The sequence below is a fragment of the Paenibacillus assamensis DSM 18201 genome, from assembly GCF_000422445.1.
Taxonomy (GTDB): domain Bacteria; phylum Bacillota; class Bacilli; order Paenibacillales; family Paenibacillaceae; genus Paenibacillus_B; species Paenibacillus_B assamensis.
This window is the reverse complement of sequence record NZ_AULU01000006.1, coordinates 337,721-358,893: the sequence shown is the minus strand read 5'-3', so window position 1 is coordinate 358,893 and position 21,173 is coordinate 337,721. Positions and strand designations below refer to the sequence as shown.

General features: G+C 41.7%; 18 protein-coding genes. 2 read left to right on the top strand and 16 right to left on the bottom strand.

Annotated elements, in window-relative coordinates; all coding sequences use genetic code 11:
* Nucleotides 1-176 precede the first annotated feature (176 nt).
* The 4 genes from nikC to H580_RS0104560 form a co-directional block, all read right to left on the bottom strand.
* Nucleotides 177-1,061 (bottom strand): nickel transporter permease, encoded by an 885-nt coding sequence (nikC, locus tag H580_RS0104575; protein WP_245583489.1) that lies wholly within the window; start codon nt 1,059-1,061, stop codon nt 177-179.
* Nucleotides 1,058-2,002 carry a nickel ABC transporter permease gene (nikB, locus tag H580_RS0104570; RefSeq protein WP_028593736.1) on the bottom strand — a complete coding sequence of 315 codons (945 nt, stop codon included), beginning with the start codon at nt 2,000-2,002 and terminating at the stop codon, nt 1,058-1,060. Before nikB ends, nikC begins: the two co-directional genes overlap by 4 nt.
* A gap of 1 nt (nt 2,003) precedes the next feature.
* Nucleotides 2,004-3,551, bottom strand: a complete 1,548-nt coding sequence (nikA, locus tag H580_RS0104565; protein ID WP_084508936.1) for a nickel ABC transporter substrate-binding protein — start codon at nt 3,549-3,551, stop codon at nt 2,004-2,006.
* Nucleotides 3,552-3,945: 394 nt separating this feature from the next.
* The gene (locus tag H580_RS0104560) at nt 3,946-4,821 is read right to left on the bottom strand and encodes a helix-turn-helix transcriptional regulator (protein WP_028593734.1); all 876 of its coding nucleotides are present in this window, start codon (nt 4,819-4,821) and stop codon (nt 3,946-3,948) included.
* Nucleotides 4,822-5,035: 214 nt separating this feature from the next.
* Here H580_RS0104560 and H580_RS0104555 point away from each other — a divergent pair, with 214 nt between their 5' ends.
* Nucleotides 5,036-7,255, top strand: a complete 2,220-nt coding sequence (locus H580_RS0104555; RefSeq protein ID WP_028593733.1) for a GH92 family glycosyl hydrolase — start codon at nt 5,036-5,038, stop codon at nt 7,253-7,255.
* 162 nt (nt 7,256-7,417) lie between these two features.
* On the opposite strand, the gene H580_RS23370 is transcribed toward H580_RS0104555, so the two are convergent.
* From H580_RS23370 to H580_RS0104520, 8 genes are all read right to left on the bottom strand, one after another.
* The gene (locus H580_RS23370; protein WP_245583488.1) at nt 7,418-8,905 is read right to left on the bottom strand and encodes an ABC transporter substrate-binding protein; all 1,488 of its coding nucleotides are present in this window, start codon (nt 8,903-8,905) and stop codon (nt 7,418-7,420) included.
* Nucleotides 8,906-9,127: 222 nt separating this feature from the next.
* Nucleotides 9,128-10,078, bottom strand: a complete 951-nt coding sequence (locus H580_RS0104545) for a D-2-hydroxyacid dehydrogenase (RefSeq protein ID WP_028593732.1) — start codon at nt 10,076-10,078, stop codon at nt 9,128-9,130.
* Nucleotides 10,079-10,212: 134 nt separating this feature from the next.
* Nucleotides 10,213-10,656, bottom strand: coding sequence for a hypothetical protein (locus H580_RS0104540; protein WP_028593731.1), 444 nt, complete (start codon nt 10,654-10,656; stop codon nt 10,213-10,215).
* Nucleotides 10,602-10,772: a zinc ribbon domain-containing protein gene (locus tag H580_RS26950; RefSeq protein ID WP_084508932.1), complete on the bottom strand. Its 171-nt coding sequence runs from the start codon at nt 10,770-10,772 to the stop codon at nt 10,602-10,604. Before H580_RS26950 ends, H580_RS0104540 begins: the two co-directional genes overlap by 55 nt.
* Nucleotides 10,773-10,958: 186 nt before the next feature.
* Nucleotides 10,959-12,068, bottom strand: coding sequence for an AI-2E family transporter (locus H580_RS0104535; protein WP_028593730.1), 1,110 nt, complete (start codon nt 12,066-12,068; stop codon nt 10,959-10,961).
* A 185-nt stretch (nt 12,069-12,253) separates the two neighbouring features.
* Nucleotides 12,254-13,411 carry a DUF418 domain-containing protein gene (locus H580_RS0104530; protein WP_036604544.1) on the bottom strand — a complete coding sequence of 386 codons (1,158 nt, stop codon included), beginning with the start codon at nt 13,409-13,411 and terminating at the stop codon, nt 12,254-12,256.
* Nucleotides 13,412-13,740: 329 nt separating this feature from the next.
* On the bottom strand, nt 13,741-14,586 hold the full coding sequence (locus tag H580_RS0104525; RefSeq protein WP_028593728.1) for a DUF2785 domain-containing protein: 846 nt from the start codon (nt 14,584-14,586) through the stop codon (nt 13,741-13,743).
* Nucleotides 14,583-15,350, bottom strand: coding sequence for an alpha/beta fold hydrolase (locus H580_RS0104520; protein WP_084508930.1), 768 nt, complete (start codon nt 15,348-15,350; stop codon nt 14,583-14,585). The genes H580_RS0104525 and H580_RS0104520 overlap by 4 nt, the downstream gene beginning before the upstream one ends.
* 269 nt (nt 15,351-15,619) lie before the next feature.
* On the opposite strand from H580_RS0104520, the gene H580_RS0104515 reads away from it, so the two are divergent.
* Nucleotides 15,620-16,540, top strand: coding sequence for an aldo/keto reductase (locus H580_RS0104515; protein WP_028593726.1), 921 nt, complete (start codon nt 15,620-15,622; stop codon nt 16,538-16,540).
* Between the two features lie 182 nt (nt 16,541-16,722).
* Here H580_RS0104515 and H580_RS0104510 read toward each other — a convergent pair whose 3' ends face one another.
* From H580_RS0104510 to H580_RS0104495, 4 genes are all read right to left on the bottom strand, one after another.
* The gene (locus tag H580_RS0104510) at nt 16,723-17,481 is read right to left on the bottom strand and encodes a hypothetical protein (protein ID WP_028593725.1); all 759 of its coding nucleotides are present in this window, start codon (nt 17,479-17,481) and stop codon (nt 16,723-16,725) included.
* A gap of 187 nt (nt 17,482-17,668) precedes the next feature.
* On the bottom strand, nt 17,669-18,079 hold the full coding sequence (locus H580_RS0104505; RefSeq protein ID WP_028593724.1) for a thiol-disulfide oxidoreductase DCC family protein: 411 nt from the start codon (nt 18,077-18,079) through the stop codon (nt 17,669-17,671).
* Nucleotides 18,080-18,450: 371 nt separating this feature from the next.
* Nucleotides 18,451-18,666: a hypothetical protein gene (locus tag H580_RS25370; protein ID WP_169449347.1), complete on the bottom strand. Its 216-nt coding sequence runs from the start codon at nt 18,664-18,666 to the stop codon at nt 18,451-18,453.
* A gap of 365 nt (nt 18,667-19,031) precedes the next feature.
* Complete coding sequence (locus H580_RS0104495; RefSeq protein WP_028593722.1) at nt 19,032-20,858, bottom strand: stalk domain-containing protein; 1,827 nt, start codon at nt 20,856-20,858, stop codon at nt 19,032-19,034.
* Between the last annotated feature and the right edge of the window lie 315 nt (nt 20,859-21,173).

Genomic DNA, 21,173 nt, shown 5'->3' with positions numbered 1-21,173 from the left:
GTGTTTGAAATGTTTGAAGTGCTGCTACATTATGAGGAGTAAATGATTACGCTGGATATAGAAGGAAAAATGGCAGAAGGACACAGAGCCGCTGCGTCCTCTGCCCTATTAGGTATTAGGAACAGGTCAATCCCCCCTAATCCTACTAAACGAATAGAGTGTTTCACTATTAGGAGTTATGCTCTTTTGTACCTTATGTTTAGGAGCTGGCGCAGACCATCCCCAATCAAATTGCAAGACATCACCACGAGTATGATGCATAGCCCAGGGTAGATCATCAATTCTGGGATCGTTTGAAAGTATGGCCTTCCATCGTTCAGCATAGCTCCCCATTCAGGTGCTGGCGGTTGAGCCCCTAAGCCTAAATAAGATAGCGACGAGATGATAAGAATAATCTTCCCTATATCTAGTGAAGCAAGAATAACAACTGGAGATATAATGTGCGGCAGCAGTTGCCTGCTGATTATATGCCATGTACCAAATCCTGCTGCACGCGCAGCTTCCATATACTCCTTCTCTCTCTCCATTAATACAATACTGCGCACCAATCTTACGTACTCAATCCATTTGACTGCAATGATCGCAATAAGCAAATTGGTTAAACTCGGACCCAAAAATCCTGAAACAGCAATGGCTACTATAATTTCAGGCAATGCCCCAATACCATCGACAACTCTCATGATGAACGAATCAAGCCGCCCTCCTGTGTAACCACACAGCAAACCTAGCGGTACCCCGATGATTATGGTTGCTATAATGACGATTCCTGCTACACCTAATGTCAGCTTCGCCCCCACCACCAAACGAGAGAATATGCATCTTCCTAGATGATCCGTTCCCAACGGATAGTTCCAGCTAGCTGGTTGCAGCCGTTCTGACATTTGGATGTGCAGCGGGTCATTAGCAACGAAAGAAGGACCAACCAGTACGATCAGGATGAACGTAACAAGTATAGCGATTCCAATCATCAGTTGAGGAACTTGCAATATGGGCTTCCAGTAGGAAGCAATTCTATGTTGTTCAGCAACATCAACATTCGTCATGATGCGCGTAGAACTCACATCATCTCCCCTTTCCTATAACGGATACGTGGATCTATCCACGTGTAGCATAGATCGATCAGTAAATTGACCATAACAATCAAACAACCGGAAATCATAACATACGCTTGTATGACGGGGTAGTCTCGATTAAATATCGCATCGATGACCATCTCACCTAAGCCCGGCCAAGAAAATAATGTCTCGATGATGACCGAGCCTGCCAGTATGCTGCCAGCACTCGAGCCAAACACAGTCATTACAGGAATTAGCGCCGCACGAAGTGCATGCTTATACATGATCCGCCATTCCCCCACACCACGCGCACGGGCAGTTCGAATGTATTCCTGTGCCAGCACCTCTAACAAACCAGCTCTTAACAAGCGCGCATATATGGCAGCCAAGCCAGAACCAAGTGTAATGCTAGGCAGAATAAGATGTGCAGCAGAACCCATGCCCATCGTTGGCAGCCACCCCAGTCGATAAGAAAAGCCATAGATCAGCATAAGCCCGAGCCAAAAGGCAGGTATCGAAGCACCTAGTAAAGCTAGGATGCCGCTTACATGATCAAGCCACTTCCCTTCGTATTTCGCGGCCAACATGCCAAGTGGAATCGAAATAACGAGCATAACGAACAAACTACCTGCTGCAAGTTCCAAAGTAACCGGTAAGCGTTCTGTCATATTTTCCCAAACTGGCTTGCCATTAATAAGAGAAGTGCCAAAATCGAGCTGTACAAGCCGATACAGCCAATCTGTGTATTGAATGAACAGAGGCTGATGAAGACCAAGCTCCTGTCTTAGCGCTTCTTCATCTGCTGTTGTGGCAGCCACTTCATCTGCTTTTAATATGATGAATACAGGGTCTCCGGGGGCTAACTTCATTAATGTAAATGTTAATAATGAGAGTAAAAACAATACAATCCCTAGCTGCATGAGTCTTTCTTTGATTATCGTCAGCATGTTAGTTCACATCTATTTTGTTCGTAATGATATAATACTCCTCTGCACCAGGTGTCCAGTTAAGAACACGATTATTTACACCGATTACATTATTCGGATATACAAGGTAGGAATGTGGAACTTCCTTCTGGATAAGAGAAACTGCTTCCTTAGACAGCTGTATGCGAGTAGGTATACTTTCTGTTGAATTGAGCTGTTCCAATGTAGGTGTCAGCTTGCTGACTTCAACATTTCCCGGATTCAAGGCTCCTCCCTTTTGATAAGCAGCGTTAAGGAAATAACCACCATCTCCACGGGGGGCAGATAGATTGCTATAGGTAACCAGATCCCATTGGTCACTTTCACGCAAATGTGCATCGACGTTCTCTACTAACTTAATCTCGATTTCGATGCCTAGCTTGGCTGCTTCAGATTGGATTAATTGAGCGATAAGAGGTAGTTCTGGCCGAGTTTTATACGTTATGAGTTGGAGTTTCAGTGGGCTGCCGTCCTTCTCCAGTTTGCCATCTGCATTCCGTTGATACCCCGCTTTATCCAAAAGCTCTGATGCATGGAGTGAGTTCAATGCAGTGATCTTATCATCACTCCCGAATGGCAATATGGTCGGGAAAGGTCCATTCGCTGGTTGTGCATGGCCTAGCATTAAATCTTGCGTAATGGTTTGACGATTGATAAGCAAATCAAGCGCTTTTCGTACCTGAATATCCTTCATATGAGGACGATTGGCGTTATAAATAAGATAATGAACACGAAGCCCTGGAATCGACTTCACATGGAATTGATTATCTTGTTCCAACACGGCCAATGATTCAGCAGGCAATTGGTAGGCAATGTCTACCTCCTTGGTTTGGAGTGCCATCATTCTCACATTCGCATCTTCATTGAATTGGTAGGAGACTTCATCCAGAATGGCTGGCGTATCCCAATAATTCTCGTTACGAACTAATTTTATTTCCCGATCAGGTGCAAATGAAGTAACTCGGAAAGGTCCCGTTCCAATAGGAGCATGGTTGAAAGCACTAGTCCCTACTTTATTTTCCGCTGCTGTACTAATAATTGAGGTATATGGATTGACTAATTCGGAAGGAAGTGCTGGATTAGGCTCAGCGGTTACAATAGTAAGCTGCTGTCCTTGAGCCTCCATGGAAGATATGTTAAGCGCTCTTGACAGTGATTGATTGGCTTTCAAAGCACGCTCTAGCGAAGATTTCACTGCTGCTGCATCCATATTCGAGCCGTCATGGAAGTTGATATTTTCCCGAATCGTAAATATCCAGGTAAGCTTGTCTTGAGCTTTCCATTCCGCAGCTAGCCATGGGCTTGGCTTCAGTTCACTATCCAGCTTCACGAGTGTTTCAACTGCTCCAGCACGCAAAGCCGCCCAGCTATTATGAGGATCTAGTGTATTAGCCGACAGATGATGAATGACAGTTACTTTTTTCGCATTTTTATTGATGTTCTTATCAGCATTCATTGAAGTACAACCCGCAGTAAACAATAACCAACAAATAAATAGAAAAGATATCGTTCTATATTTAGTGATGTTCATATAATCCTCCTCTAGTTCAATATGATATGGAAATTTACCTGATGGACCCTATATCATGTACACCTCCTCTCTCTTTATACCAATACTCGCTACTTGATTCGTTTCACCTCCAATTCAACAACCAATCGACAAGTTTTATTGCTGATCATGTAAGATTCACAGATTACTTGTCTTTTCCTTACATATGTATTATTGACTAATAATTAGTATATTCCAATAGCTAAAAAGGGCTACTTTAAACGATCTAACCATAATGAACGGTGGACGCAGCTTATCTCATTAATGATCATTTATTCATAATAAAAGCCGATTATCAGATAGATAATCGGCTTTGTACTATTGTTGACTAGTAACACACGCTGCTTAGGTGCAGCTCATTACACACTTCATACGCTTAGTTCAAGTGAATATTTTTGCTCTTGCGATAAGCTGTCGGTGTCATATCCATTCTCGTTTGAAACACACGAATAAACGTCGGATAAGACTTAAAGCCTGCTTCGTAACCAACTTCCGTTATTTTCATATCGGTTCCTATTAATAGATTACAAGCGTGAGCAACACGAATTCGCTCTAAGAAGGAATAATAATTTTCCCCGACCATCTGCTTAAAGGAAATACTAATATAAGAGACACTGTAATTAAACTTTTTGGCAAGCATCTCTAACGTTATGTCTTCTTTAAAGTTTTGATACACATAGTGTATAACTTCCCACATTCCTTTGCGATGCGTCAGCTCGTGCGCCAACTTCTGTCTTAAGCCCGCCTGCGTCTGGCGGAAGCGATCAAATATAATAAACAACTGCATTAACTTAGCCAAAAACATCATTCGGTTCCACGGCTTCGTATCCAGCACCTCTTCATGCATTTCTTGAAGTAAGGCCAGTACCTGATTGCCCGTCGATTCATTTAATTTATAGGTCGTGTTCTCATCATTTTCCGCCTGCTTAAGCAAACTGTGCAAGGTCAAGAATGAATCCCCTTCTCCGAAAAATGCTTTTAATCCAATAGCTCCTACATAAAGAAATAATTCCTCACCTGGCTCGATTTCGATCTCATGTACTTGATGAGGAAACAGTAGTGTAAAGGTACCCGGTATTAATTCCTTCTCAATGCCATTGATCATTTCTTTTCCTTTGCCCTTAAACGTATAAGTAAACTCTATAAAATGATGGACATGAGCAGGCACTGGCTTGGTTAAATGATGAATTTTGAGAGTAAAAGGGAAATCTCCGTGAATTTCTTCGTCGCCATGTAAATTGTGCGGGATCAAACGATATCACTCTTTTCCGGATCTAAGTTGTCAATGATTGCTTTCCATTTCATTTTATCATCAAAAATGATAGAAATAATAAAAATTTGATAGGTGAAACCACCTAATTCTCTCTACAATTATAGTAGTACTTTCGTTGCATTAGGAAAATTTCGATGCAATGACAAACATCATTGCTTAATTATAACATCCAACAAAAGGGAGCGACTATAAAATGAGTTTACTTAAACATGTTAATCCTTTGCAAGGTACCGATTCCATTTATCCCTATTCTAACGGCAATACATTGCCTTTAACCTCCATGCCTTTCGGTATGAATGCATGGGCACCGCAAACGACAGAAGCTGGTGGTGGCTGGTGGTTTAGCCCGAATCACAATCGTTTGGAAGGCATTCGCCTTACCCATCAACCTAGCCCATGGATTGGTGATTACGGTCATATGGCATTTATGCCGCAAACAGGGCCTCTAAAAGTATGGGCACCTGAACGCTCTTCTTCGTTTCGTAAACAAGATATGATCGTCAAGCCAGACTACTTCAACGTTCATCTTCTTCGCTATCAAACGACGTTGGAATTGACGCCGACAACTCGCTGTTCCAGTATGCGTGTTACTTTCGGCCAAGCGGAACAGGCACGCCTTATCGTGTCCCCATTCCCAGGTGAATCCAACATGTCGATCGATGTGGAGAAACGCATGTTGACAGGCTATACAACGGCTAAAGCAGGCGGGACGCCAGAGAACTATCGTATGTACTTCGTGGCATCATTCAGTTGCCCTATTGTTGCAGATGAGAGCGGATTGTCTGACCAAGATAACAAACCAGTAGCAGCTCTTACAATGACAGGCGAACGCGTTGGTGCATATATTGGATTGCAATTGCCAGACAATCGCATCGTCGAAGTTCGTGTCAGCACCTCTTTCATTAGCGAGGAGCAAGCCGTAATCAACTTAGAGCGTGAAATCGGTGACCGCAGCTTCGACGAAGTTCGCGCATTGGCAACGGAAGCTTGGGAAAAGCAGTTAGGTGTCATTGAAGTGGAAAGCGATGATCAAGATAAGCTGGATACATTCTATACTTGCTTGTATCGAACATCCTTGTATCCACATACAATGCACGAATATGATGCACACGGTAATCAAATACATTACAGCCCATACAATGGCATGATCGAAACAGGCCCCATGTTTGCTGATATCGGCTTCTGGGATACCTATCGCACATCATTCCCGTTGTACAACTTGCTCTACCCTTCCTTTATGAACGAAATGATGCAGGGCTGGGTAAACGCTTACAAAGAAGGCGGTTGGATGCCAAAATGGTCTTCCCCGGGCGAACGCAGCATGATGCCTGGCACATTAATCGACGTAAGCTTTGCAGATTCCGTTGCGAAAGGAGTCACTGGCTTTGATGTTGAAAAAGCCTTTGATGGCTTGCTGAAACATGCCATGACTGCTGCTGCAGATAATCGCTTCGGCCGCAAAGGCACAGCGGAGTATGTGAAATACGGCTATCTTCCGGCAGACGTTCATACCCATGAAAGTGTGTGCAGCACATTGGACTATGCGTACGGTGACTTCTGTATTGCGCAAATCGCGAAATATCTTGGCCGCGACGAAGAATACGCGCAGCTTATGGAGCGTGCAGACAACTATAAGAAGCTGTACGATCCATCGGTTGGCTTTATGCGCGGACGCTTGCAAGATGGCAGTTGGCTGCCGCATTTCGATGCCACAGAATGGGGCGGTGCGTATTGTGAAGGCGGTCCATGGCAAAGTTCTTGGGCGGTTCAGCATGATTTGCTCGGCCTATCCGATATTATCGGTGGACGTGAGAGCTTCAAACAGCGTCTAGACGAGCTATTTGCAGCAGCTCCTGAGTTCAAAGTCGGCTCATACGGCTTCGAAATTCATGAAATGTCGGAAATGGCGGCTGTAGATTTCGGTCAATTCGCCATTAGCAATCAGCCGAGCTTCCATATTCCTTACATTTATACTGCACTGGGCTACCCTGCCCTAACGCAATACTGGGTTCGCAAAACGATGGATGAATTGTTCAGCTCTCGTCCAGACGGTCTTCCTGGGGATGAAGACAACGGCAGCTTAACAGGCTGGTATGTATTTGGAGCAATGGGCTTGTATCCACTCAGCCCTGGCGTTCCTGAATATGTCATCGGTATACCTTTGTTTAAGAAGATGACCGTGAACTTAGAGAACGGCAAGCAGCTTGTCATTCATGCAGACAACCATTCGGATGCTGCCAAATATGTCTCAGGAGTTGAGATGAATGGTGAAGTCGTTTCCAACCTATACCTAAGCCATGAGCTAGTGAAAAATGGAGGCGAATTGCGCTTCAATATGACTGAAACGGCTCCAACTGTTAGCTACGACGAATCGGCGTTGCCTTACGCAATGTCCCGTCCGCGTTCGTATTAATCTTATAAAAATAATGAGCCCTTGTCGATATGACAAGGGCTTTATCATCACTATAAACGAAAAAGAGACTGCCTCAGAAGTAGCATCTTCTACTCCAGAAACAGCCTCCTATCTCACTCGCTACTATTTCAACTGTTAGATCCAGACCTAATGTGGTTTGGGTTAATGCCCTGGCCCCTCCACACCATACTTGCCTTCATCCATAATAGACACACCATTTTTAATTTTTGACAGCATTTCATTTCCCTTGGTTTCCCACTCTGCCAACGCGCTTTGTGTTGATTTCTTGTTAGTAATCACTTCAAGGAACTTTTCATCGCCCAGGTAGTCAACAAGGTATAAGTCCTGTTTATTACGATACAAATCACTTAATTTTTGCTCTGCAGGTATAATAAATTTCCCACTAAAGAACGCGGCAATATTGAAGCTCTCTCCTGCAGCCGGCTTGAGATGAGCTTTTCGTGTTACCATATCATAGCTACTGCTGCGGCTGCGAACTTTCGCCCAATTGTCTCCATTCACATAGCGGACAAAATCCCAAGCATCTCCTGCATTCGGTGCTTTAGCGTTGATGGCAAAGATGTCCGTTAGATCGACTAGCCCGCTTACTTGAGGTGCCTCAGCATGAAATGGAATCGTCACGACATCCCATTCGAATGGCTTGAAGTTTTTAATTTTACTTGCATTTTGCATAGCCCGAATCGTTTCACTATTAATATAGTTCATATCCGAAACTGTCATCGCCAATCTTCCAGACATAAACAAATCATGCGAGAACGGGCCCTCATTGGTCTGTGGGTTATCCGAATTCCATATTTCTTGCCCTGGTACAATTTTATCTTTGTATAGCTTCGAAATACTTTCCCACACTTGTAACCACTTATCTGAGTTTACTAGCATTTTATCTGCTTTACTATCAAACACTTGTAGTTGAAGCGGAGTAATGTAGGCCCTTTTAATATCAGCATAATGACTACTATTGTAAGGGGAGAAGGAAAATCCGTATTTACGATCTGCTCCCTCACCTTTACTTACGCGCGCTGCTAATGTAAACACTTCGTCCCAAGTCATACCGTCCTTAGGAAACTCTACACCCGCATCTTGGAACAGTTTCTTATTGTAGAGCAATACGCTGGAACTGAACGTAGGTGCCAAGCCATATACGTTTCCATCTCCTAGCTCTTTAAGAGCATCATAGACTACAGGTACGATATCAGATGTGTCGAATTTATCCTGCACGATCCGTTCATCCAGCTTCGCTAATTTTCCATCAGCAGCAAGCTGTCGGAAGCCGTTAGATTTAACAATGACAACATCAACCGCATTAGCACCTTCTAATAGTTTATTCCAAGTTGCTTTAACATCTGGTGCTTTTTTCTTAGGATCATATGGCTCAAATCTTTGCTCCTCATAGTTTATAGAAGGAACGAGCTCAATACGGACGTTCGGATTCGTCATTTCAAACGCATCAATATATTGCTGCCTAATCGTAGTATCATTTGCAAAGTCTGATTGAAAACCGATACGTAAAATCCTTTCTTGTCCTGGTGGCACTACTTCTTCTTTCTTCGTACATGCTGCTAGCAGCGGTACGATCAGGGTCAATGTTAATGTTAACATTAACATGTTACGTCCCCATCCTTGTTTCATCTCTTTCACTCCTCCTCATTCTTGCTTGATTCGTATATTGCTTCATCGCATTTTGATCGGTGCCTGGTATGATTTGTCTTCTCGATTAACTACTTTACCAAGGAATTCCTTTTTATTGGTTACATAAAGATAAAAAATAAGAGTGTCTTTTGTCATATTTATGACGTAGTGACACTCTTATTACATCCGGTATTTATGTTATTGAAATTGTATTAAATGAACTTAATAACCTGCTTCTAAGTTTACTTCATTTATAAGTGACTCTCCTGACATATGACGGCTAACATTCTCTGTAAAAATAGCGGTACAGCGATCATTGTAACGACTCGATATCGCAGACACATGTGGAGTAATGACACAATTGTCCAACTGCCACAAAGGCGAATTCTTGGGTAATGGCTCCACATGGAATACGTCTAAATACGCACGCTTGAACTGCTTTTGTTGCAAAGCATGTATAAGATCTTGTTCTACGACAAGCTCTCCTCTGCCTAAATTCAAGAGCACCGCTTCTTGTTTGAGCTGTCGCAGCTTAGCAGCATCCAACCAATTTTCGGTTTCTCGTGTTGCTGGAGCAATAAGAATCATATAATCCGCTTCATTTAATGGAAGTTCTTCTGCATCAAATCGATAAATGCGATCAAAATGCTCCCTTTGTTTTCCTGAGTGATTAATACCCACTGTCTTCATTCCAAACACCTTGCATCGTGCCGCTATCTCTTGTCCGATAGCTCCGGTACCGAACAAGCAGACTGTCTTTCCCTCCAATTCTTCAAAACGAATCTTGCTATTCCATTCATTGCGCTGTTGCTGCTCATGCAGCGTTATGAGCTGTTTGGCTTCTTGCAGCATAAGTCCAAATGCAAACTCAGCCATCGGCACTTTATGAGCGCCGCGCGCATTAGTCACCGTAATATTTCGATTGGCTATTGTCGATAACGGCAGCGCATCTACGCCTGAGCTAAATACTTGAATCCATGTTAAGTTTGGCATTTTGCTCAAAAGCTCTTCTGATAGGCCAGTAGAATAGCTAATAAGCACTTCCGTCATTTGCAACTGCTCTTCCGTAACATCCAGTAACGAACGGCAGGTATGAATGTTAATGTCTGGGTAACGAGATAACAACACCTCTATTAGCTCTTCTTTTAAACGAATGGTCGTAAGTATTTTCATCGTTCGTTCTCCTTTCGCAGTCAGTCTCGAGCGATATCTTTCAGCGTATCATATTAAGTAGAGTTACTGATAGCTCATCTCTTTATCATTCTGTACATCATTTCTAGAACAACAAAACACGCATGCGTAAGTCCTTATTGTTGGACATGGGCATGCGTGTTGGTTGTGCTGAATCGCTTCGTTATTCTCTTAAAACAAATACGAGCGAGCGCCCAGTATATGACCCCTCCACTCATATAGGCGATAACATCCCATGGATCCGAAACACCCTGATGGTATAATGGCGTTACATATTCCCAGAACAAACCTACCACAAGCGTAAAGCTTACAATTCGCCAAACACTGTACAAGCTCAGGCGAGCCTGCCCACCTATAGCACTAGCCAAATTCGTAAATGCAACGATAAGGAGACCACCCATCACATCATTAAAATGGCTATGCAAGAAATAAACATTCCAGCTTGGCTTCATAACTTGATTATTAACGATATATAATAAAATGGCTATTATCCCAATAGCAACATTTATTCGAATGACATGATTATAATAGCGAGAATGACGGCTCCTACTACGCCCCAAAAAGTAATTCCTCCTCCATTTGTTGTTTTTGCTTGTAAAGGTTGACCGCAGCTCGGGCAAGATTCTGCCTGACTCGATACGCTATGACCACATGCTGGACATTGTGTGAGATACATTTCGTCACTCCTTATGTATATTTATGATATTATATCCTATTTTCTAGGACGAAACTATTATACCATCACCCTTCCTTTCACACCATAATTCAGGTTATCGATCTCCTGCAACGGATGAAGACAATATAAAAAGCGTCCATCCAGCCTATTTCTTGCTGAATGAACGCTTTGCTTTAATCATGGAAGCTATGGCTCTAACTTCGAGGCAATTTGACGATCGACATAGGAGTTAATTGAAGTAATAATAACGGCAATAGCTGGTACAGCTACGAACATGCCCAAGATGCCGAATAATCCCCCTCCAACAAATACCGCCAAAATGATCCATAATGGGCCGACGCCTACTTTTCCGCCCATAATCTTCGGATTTATATAATAAGCATCCATTTGTTGAACCGCAAATATAAACAACGTCGCCCATATTGCCTTGGACGGATCCACCATCAACAATATAAAGCCAGAAGCCAGCATGCCAACGAATGGACCAACGTACGGAATGACGTTGGTTATCATTACGATCAGAGCGATCAGCAATGCAAACGGCGTTCCCATTAAAAACAGACCGATAAATACAATCGTTCCAATAACTAATGCATCCAGTATTAATCCGACAAAATACTGTGAGAACACGCGATCCACGCTTTTCGTATATTCAATAACACTTTTCGCGCGCTTATCACTCATAAAGCCATGCAGAAGTTTCTGCGAACCAGCTGCAAACTTCTCCTTGTCTACGAGCAAATAGGCAGATACAATCAGCCCAATGACCAAATTCAACAAGACAGAAGAGAACGAAACAATTCCACTCACGAGCATATTCAGATTGCTCTGTATAAGTTGTCCGATCTTAGTCGTTTTCGTTTTTAAATAGGCCTCTACCTCTTTACCGATACCAGATTGGATAAACCAATCCATTTCAAACACATTAGTCCTCATCCACTTGTCCATATCAATAAGAAACGTAGGCAACGCTTGTACTAAACTTGTAATGCTGCCAATCACAGTAGGAATAACGATGGTCAAACCCAGCACGATTGTCCCTAACACGACAGCGTACACAATTAACATGCTGTACATGCGTTGGAAACGAAGCTTAGCCAATACAGTACGTTCCAGCCAATTAATGAGTGGCCTTAGCAAGTAGGCAATAAAAAACGCAATAAAGAATGGCGTGAGCAATGAAAGTATCGTTTGAAACCATGCCCATACATGCTCTGCGTTATCAATCACCTTATATAACAAAAGAAAAATGATAAACAGCCCGATATAATACAATGTCTTACGATCTTTAAACATGATGACATGCTCCTCATTCCTGATGTTCGGTCCTTTGATACGGATGATCATAAGACTTCTCCTATTTAATCTACCTAATTTTACAGCCAAATGCAAAAGGAGGAGCTTGCTCATCGAGATAGGTGCAAGAAAAAGACTGCTAACGTTCAAGATATAATTCTTGATACGATGCAGTCCTACACATTTTACATATGCTTATTGTTCGTTGGTGCTATTGGTTTTGGTTTAACTGTAAGCGACGTCATCTGCTTCCACACCCATTCAAATGGACCTAGCTTGAAGTAGCGCAGCCATACATGGGAGAACATCATTAAGATCACTACAATAAGCAGCCACATGGCAACAGGGAACCATGCAAAATGTGCTTTGGCGAACCCATGTAAGTTTAATCCCCAACCGTAGAAAATAATCGAAGCAAGAATATTTTGCATAATGTAACAGCTTAACGCCATTTTACCGACCTTCTCAACGCGAGCAGCCAGCCAATTCTCCTCTCGCTTCTCCATTAGCTTCGCAATAAGCGCCATATAGCCAAGTGCGAGCAGCGGTGCAAACAAATAACGCTGGGACATGGCGAACAATTCGGGACTCGCTATAACTAGCAGATGCAGCGGTCCGCCTACACCAATACCCCAGATGAGCATTTTACGGCGAATGGCTTTACCCTTTTCATCGGCAGCGAATGCACCTGAACGCATGAGCATGACACCTGTTAAGAAAAGAAGGATGTTCATAGGAATGATGAATATCGCTTCAGCACGGAAAATGAGGAAATGTTCAAGGCGGAACAATACTTGATCCCACCAGCTTCCAGTCGTATATACAGCTGTATCCATCGCCCCCATCGTGGCATCCCCACTAGACATAGCCATTGTCAACATGATCATAAACGCAACATGAATACTCCCAGCAATGATCATCGCCCATTTGATTGCTTTTGTACTCCGCTTAACAATATAAGCGACAATGATAGCAGTGACCGCATAACTCATCAATACGTCATATTCCATGACGAGAATAAAATGAATGAGACCATCTAAAAACAGCAGAAACGAGCTCCAAATATAAATGCCTGGCCATGGCCGAAGCTGCCGCTCTGCTTGGCGTCGCTTAATTTCTAACCCGACACCGAACAAAATCGTCAGCATCCCTAGAAATTTTCCATTCACGAACAGCGTAAATAACGACTGTACCATCGCCTCTGCACTAGCCCAGAATGGCACTCCTGCTTGCCCCGTAATGAAATCAATTTCACCTACCGAAGCAAATATCCAAATATTCGTTCCTAACGTTCCAATGATGGCGAATCCTCTCAAGATGTCAAGTAATAGAATTCGCTGCATAACTCCACTCCTCCTGTTTATCTCAATCTATTATGTCAGGCTATCTTAGGTCAACTTCCAAGTGCAGAAGGCCTCCCTCGACAAGCCAGATCATATCTTTAACACTCTGCTCATCTAAGCTGTTCTTGAATGGAGTTAGGCTCAATATCTCTTTAACGTTCTTGATCGTACAACGCGCTTGTGTACATTATGTGTAGACAAAGGACTAATGTCATTAAGTTTACATAATATTTTTTCCGTTAACATATAACCTATAAAAAAACGCCCCGCTGCTTTGAGGGACGTTGTTACCTTATCATTTCACATGAATCCAATCGATTGATTACATCTTAACTTATGGCAAATCTATTTACCTTATTCTCCGCTGTTGTAATGGCAGTAAGTAGAGCTTCACTACGCCCTTCTTGAACTCTTCTAAAATAGAGACAACGCAACACATTTTTACTATTAACTCGCGCAATTACTTGTTCACGACTTCTAGGTCTGTCGGCACATTGCGCCAAATTGCTTATCCACTCAACGATTTCCGCTAGGGGCAATCGTTCTGTTTCAATCATAACATCTATGATGTTAGTAATGCGCTCATCCTCTTCTTCGTTAAAGATATGAATACCGTTATACAACACCTCTTGAATTGCGGAAAGCACTTCTCGTTGTACCGTTGCATCGCTTTCCGAACACTGCACGAGCTCAACAAACATATCTGCACCATGAGCAGCACTGTGAGCCCAGCCTCCTTCATCTAAGTACCCACGAAGATCCTTCTCTTCTGCGTAATACCGAAGCAGCTCTTTTTTGAGATGCTGAAATTCAGCGAGATCTAGAAATGGCTGTTGTCTATGGCGACGTACGATCAGTACGATAGCTAGAGCCGTAAATGTCCTTGTAAACACGGATTGATCGTTCTGGCTTCCAATCCCATTGAACAAATGCTCATTATTAAGCAGTAATGCTAACAAACTGCGTAATTCCTCTTCTGAAAGCTTATTTCCCTCCTGAATCCACATATAAAATGTCGGATAAATTAAATTATCCCGCAACTCAGAATCAGGATCCCCAATGTACTTCAACATCAGTGGAATGAAATTTTGAATTCTTTCTCCTTCTCGAAGCTGATATTGCTCCTTCTCGATTCGTTTTAGCTCCAGTTTTAATTTCGCTCTCATATCGTTCACTTGTTTATCCCCTTTAACAAGATTAATATTTCCTCGATTACAATTTCAGGTTCATCATGATGAATATAGTGCCCGCTGTGTGCTGCAATACGAAATGTATTTACTTCTGAAGTTGATAAACGCTGTACCTCTTGCTGCAGCTTCTGTTCGATCTCTAATATAGCTTGACTCGGCCATTCCCCCTCCCCTATATCCGGCAGCCCCCTAGTAATAATGGAGAGTGGAATATTACCTAAGCAGCTATGCTCAGTGACTTGCTTATAGCTCTGTACCTTATCCATTTTTTCGCTGTTCAACAGTGGATTTTCATAATATTCTCGATTCCCTTGTATCAGCGTTTCAGGGAGTACTTGCTCATAAGCAAGCTCTTTGTACGCAGGTGCCGCATCTACAAGAACGATGCCAGCAATTAGCTGTGGATGGAGACTCGCGTACAGCCTCGCAACTAATCCTCCAAAAGAATGACCTACTAATAGGTATGGTGGTTTGACATTTACCGATAACAACAATTGAGAAAGCTCATCAGCTAGATCTCGACACGTCCTCAGTCCCGAGGCAGCCTGACTTCTACCTAATCCCGCTCTATCATAGGAAAATGTCGATGTTTCTATAGATATACGATCTTGAATGTCTTTCCATGTCTCACAGCTATCGCCCATCCCTGCGATAAATACAACACTCGGTGAACCTTTATAAAGATATTTACTATACAATTGAACATTATTACAGCAATGAACACTTTCAACATAATCATTTTGAAGCAATGGATCACCTCTATTCCTGTGTTACGTTTATCTTTTCTATGTAAAAATATTACTCTCTTATTTTGATCTATCAAAACGGAATTGTCAATTTATTCTAAAATATTTCTGAGATATCGTTTGTAATGAACGAGTTGCTGGTACATCCCTGTTGATTCGTTTCTCCAGCCAAGGTTAATGAAAGTATAACTCCTGCCCATCATGTGGTAACATGAATATAGGCAAGACTGACATCAAGTTGAAGCGTAAAGAAACAGAAAGGATGTGTAACTATGCAATACCGCAGACTAGGTAGAACAGAACTTAACGTATCTGCTATTGGTATCGGCACATGGCAATTTGGTGGTGAATGGGGTCATCAATATACCCAAGAAGAGGCAGATCGAGTATTACATACAGCAAAAGAAGAAGGCATTAATTTTATTGATACGGCGGAATGTTATGGAGACCATTTATCCGAGTCCCTCATTGGGAATTTTCTAGCTCGTGATAAGCGTGAAGACTGGGTCGTTGCAACGAAATTCGGTCACCAATTCCACTCCCATTTGAATCGTACAGATCGGTTTGATGCGGAGCATGTGCTCACTCAATTGGACAAATCATTGCTTGCATTGAAGACAGACTATATCGATCTGTATCAATTCCATTCTGGTAGCGATGAAGCTTTCGACCAGGATGATCTATGGACGCTGCTGGACAAGCAAGTCGAGTCAGGAAAGATAAGACACCTCGGTATTTCTTTAAACAAGAGCAACAGTATGCATCAAACAACACGTGCCCTTTCCGTAGGCGCCAGCACGATTCAAATTGTGTACAATCGCCTTGAGCGTCAACCTGAACAAGAGGTATTCCCTGCATGTGAAGCAGACGATATTGGCGTACTTGCTCGTGTACCATTGGCGAGTGGCTTCTTAAGCGGAAAGTACAAACCAGGTGCAACCTTTGCCGACAACGATGTAAGAAAACGCAATGAAGGCATTGAACTAGACGAAACGTTAAAACAAGTTACGCTCATTCAGCAAAATGAAGTTCCAGCAGATGTGCCGATGGCGCAATGGGCATTGGCTTGGTGTCTTCGTCACCCTGCTGTCGCTTCCGTTATCCCAGGCTGCAAAGATGAAGCACAAGTTCGCAGCAATGCACGAGCTGCTACTCTGCTAGACGCGGAGCATCCTTTAGTTACTACTAAATAATATGGATTTACAGGTAAAGACCGGTTCAATCGAACCGGTCTTTTAGATCATTCACTATTATGATGTGGTCAGATCTAATGAGAATACAATTTTATTACGATCAATTACCTTATCCTTCTTTATATCTTTTCAGCACTGTTGACTGCATTACTCGCGCTATCGCAGAAGGAGAATGCATGTTATCATTCAATGCGAGCTGGGATGTATCTTATATATACAGCATGAAGCAAGGGTAAAAGCAGTATTGGGATGATCCAGACAAGGATAGAATATTGGAGAATGTATGGTAAGGAGAGGTCAGGGACAGGAATAAATTCATTGGTTTCTAGATTCACCCATAGAAATAAACGAACAGTAAGATCATGTGTTGCTTGCATAATAATTGCGATAGCCGCAGGCTGCCATGTACGATATTTTCGTAACAAATACACACACATGATAATATTAATAACAACAATGATATATAAAGAACAAAGAAAACTAATATATGCAATAATCGCACTGCTAAAGAGCGCCGCGTAGGCGTGATGCTTACGATATCTATATGCGACAACGGTTAATAAGCAAGACCAACCAATTGACATTAATAGCAGCACAACCCATGGTATTGTCACAGCACTAATGAGCGGTAACAGATAATCAGTTAGTCCAAAATGACCATGAAACACAAGAAACAATACAATATTAAATCCAATAAACGTTACAATCAGTGCCCATAACGGAGTCTGTTGTTTGCTGCTCGTTCGCTCTCTAAGAATAGGATCACATTGTATCATTTCAATTGCTTTTGCAGCACTTTCTTCGACACTATAACCGCGAATCGTGTAGTCACGGGATAACATATACAGCTGCTTTTTAGTTCTTAGTACGAGTGAAGAGGACTCATCTGATGAACCCAGCCGTTGAGATAACCGTTCCAAATATCGTTCAATTGCCTCCATCGTTTGCCCCTTCCTGTTCTGGAATCGCTAGTATAGAGTCAAATGTAACATACATCTTCCATTATTGGGAAGGTAATCATGACATATTTCTACAAAATTCTGCATATATTCATACGCAAACCTGTCGAGCTAGCATTCAAAGACAAATTCATATCAAAGGGTAGTACATATCCACGCACCACAATGACTACTTTTTGTTCAACGGACAAAGACCATCTGTACAATGCCCCACCGGGATGATCATCCTGCCCCCAGCAATCCAATTATAGATCTTCTTCCCAGCTGCCGTTTTGGCAAGCAGCGTAAGCAACGGATACAATGGCCATAACGGAACCACCAGCTTCGTAATGGAGGCAACCGCATGGATCCCTGACTGAATCGTATTTGATGCTATCCACCTAACATGCAGTTCCTTTTCAACCCCTTCGATACTTACACCATACTGCTCCAACTTCGTTATTAGCTCCGGATCGCGTATCGATACAAACTGAAGGGACTTGAACCAATCCAGCTTTAACAGTCGCTTATGAATTTGTTGGCACAAAGGACACCAACTGTCATACCATACTTCCAGCTTTGCCGTGCGACTGGCATTCATAAGGACTACCCCTCTCTTGAAAAAAATTCAATATGATAACAACATAAAGATAATAAATTGCGAATGTATTTACATATAAAATATTATGTTAACATTATTTTATATTTACCTTTATCGCCCTTACCTATCTTATGCCTTACCTTTATCAGAAAATGTTAACTTTCTCGACTCGACATCAAATACCTATTCGCTATTTTCTGCCTTGCCTAAATAAAAGAAAGAGACCCATCTGTAGTCTGACAGGTCTCTGGAACTGCATAAGTAAAAATTAGAATATAGTATCAGCGATTTACGCACACTGTATTACCTTAATGACCATTGTTGATTAAATCATCTTGAGATTTTTAGAATGCATTATTTCCAAACAATATTCATCTCCCCGAATGATTCCTTGCTCCACTTAATCCTTCTTCATCACCCGTCCCTATCAACTGTACTTCTCTCTTTGACAAAACAATGGTTTCTTGTGGATGAGATATCCTTCGTTTGTATAGTGACATTAACAATTCAATATGATCAGGTGACATATCATAGTACTCTTCCCAAGACTCTAAAGATTCCTCAAAATCCATGGATTGATACTCCAATAAATGCCCACCATTTTCTAAAAAGTTCTCGTGAGAATCTATTGAATAAAAATTAGCATCAGTCCCCCAAAATGCAGAAGTTATTAATGGTTGCTCTTGACCATCTATATCGTCTATGAGATATTGTAATGCTTCATTCTTCCCAATGTTTATTTCTTCATTTCTATTTACAGCATAAGGAATTTACAAGCATCAACTTTTTTTCCAGTTAATAATTATATTTGACCGATTTATCACGTTGCAGCGGATATTGTAACTTTCCTAACATACAAAAAAGACCTATCTGTTATATCAGATAGGTCTGCCCACTGCTCTACAAAAATAAGTAAAATACCATCAGAAGATTGCTCATATCTACTTACTAATTACTCGATAAGTCCCGCAGTAAACATCGCCAGATCTAGATGAGCCGTAGCAATGCGTGTTTTCTCTTCATCGCCGAGTATTGATAGCTGCTCAATCGCACTTTTCAAATTACTTAAATTATCTTTCATAGCATCTGTCGATTCATACTTGAAGGCCGCAAGTCGTGTCTCCATTAACAACATTGGCTGCTTATAAACTTTAACAATTTCTTGTGCAAGATCCGTTTTTTGTTGGTAGCTCAGCCCATTCACATATTCCATATTTCCATATTTCGTAGTGAAATCTTGATTGAATCGTTTAAGCAACGCCGTATACTCTTGTCCCCATTTTTCAAACGAAGTACGTTCTTGTTCTTTCTCCTGCTTAATCCGCTTTTCTTCATTCTCCTGATTGATTCTCTCTTGTTCTTGTTCTTTCAAAAATGCTTCGTACTCTTCTTTGTTCTGCTCAGGAAGTAGTGGTTGATTAGGATCTTCCCAATGATAGCTGATCTTCTCTATAAGATCATTCGTATTAATACCATTTGCTCTAGCGATTTGAGCTGCAGACATCGCTTCGGGATAATGCTTTGCCGCATACAATTTGAAGGCAGCCATTTTGAAATCTTGTGCGGAATAGATCACGCTTAATGCCGCCCCTTTATTTTTAGCTAACAAGCTAGTGAACCGTTTCTCGAAATCATGCTCTTGTAAAATATGATCTGCCAACCAGTAGTTCACTTGGCTCGACTTAAGCAATTGCTTATGTAAACGGTCCTTATTATTTTTGAACAGTTCAATCTCCGTCGCTTCGTAAAGTTGATTGAAATGAATGACCATTTGTGCAAGTACTTGAGGATTCTTTGCTCCGCCTTTTGCATTGTAATGCTTATAAATGGAGTCCACCCATTTTGTACTCGTGTCATTATATTGTGTTACGTACGTTTTTACATTCGCTTTAGCTTTATCTACGATTTTTTTCTTTGCTGCAATATTTTTTTGAATGGCTTTTGAAGGACCACCATAATAAAACACGGGAACTTTCTGATTATATCGGTTATATGCGGTTCCCTTTTTAACATAGTAATGATAACCAGAATACCAGTCACCCGTCATGTTACTCTTGTCTGGATTAAGAATGACGATATTGTTGGAATTTGATAGGTCACCAAGCTGATGACTGCTTAATGATCTCGCCGTTCCCCACAGCATCGTATTACTGAAACCATGTCTAAGTTCACCTTCGATATCATAGCGGTTTTCACTCACAGCATTTTCATAACTCTGGTTCGCCTTATCTAAAGCCGCTAAAGCCTTGTCCAAGTTACTATCTCGCTGCTTCATCACTTGCTTCATGGAATTGTCAATCGCTAGCTTATCTGGCATAAGTGGAGTTGTATGTTGTACATATTTCGCTTTACCATTGACAATCTTTTCAATCGCTACCATAGGAACGTAGATGCTATTTTTTGCACTGCTCACTGGATGAGAAACATTTACACTTACATTGTTAAGCAGTATCTTATTTGATCCTAATTGAAGCACCGCTTGTGTAGATCCCTTATCTTGAGTAAGAGTTTTCATAGAAGCATCGTAAACCAAATTAAGATTGAATGCTTCATTAACTACCTCGTAATCGACGTAGAGCATCTTGTCCTTTGTAAAATAAGAAGTATCTCCCCCGATAAATGTAAACCGCTTGTTCCACTCCACCGTGCTTTCCTCATGTACTACAATTGGTGCGGGCTTTGCATTTGACTTATTTGCCACAACTGCATTACCGTCAAGAAAAATGGTGATTAGCATAAGCACTGCGACGATTCCTGAAACCCATTTCTTTTTACTCATATTTACCCCTCCGTATGAATCTAGCTGCCTAGTACGTATGAACCATTCACATTTTACCACAATGTGGATCAACTAGCTTGTATAAAATGGAGTTTCGCTTTGATTTGTACAAGAGGGTACATTCATCTATTTATATTAACATATTTATTATTATGTTAACTTTATGCTGCTATGTAATTCCTATACATAGCAAAAGCTGCCTCCATAGTCATTTAAGACTTCAAGAGGCAGCAGGCATCTACTTTTCGAGCACTCACTATTTATCCAAATCTATCTATAGATATCAAGTTATTTTTTTCACATACTTTGTCATCT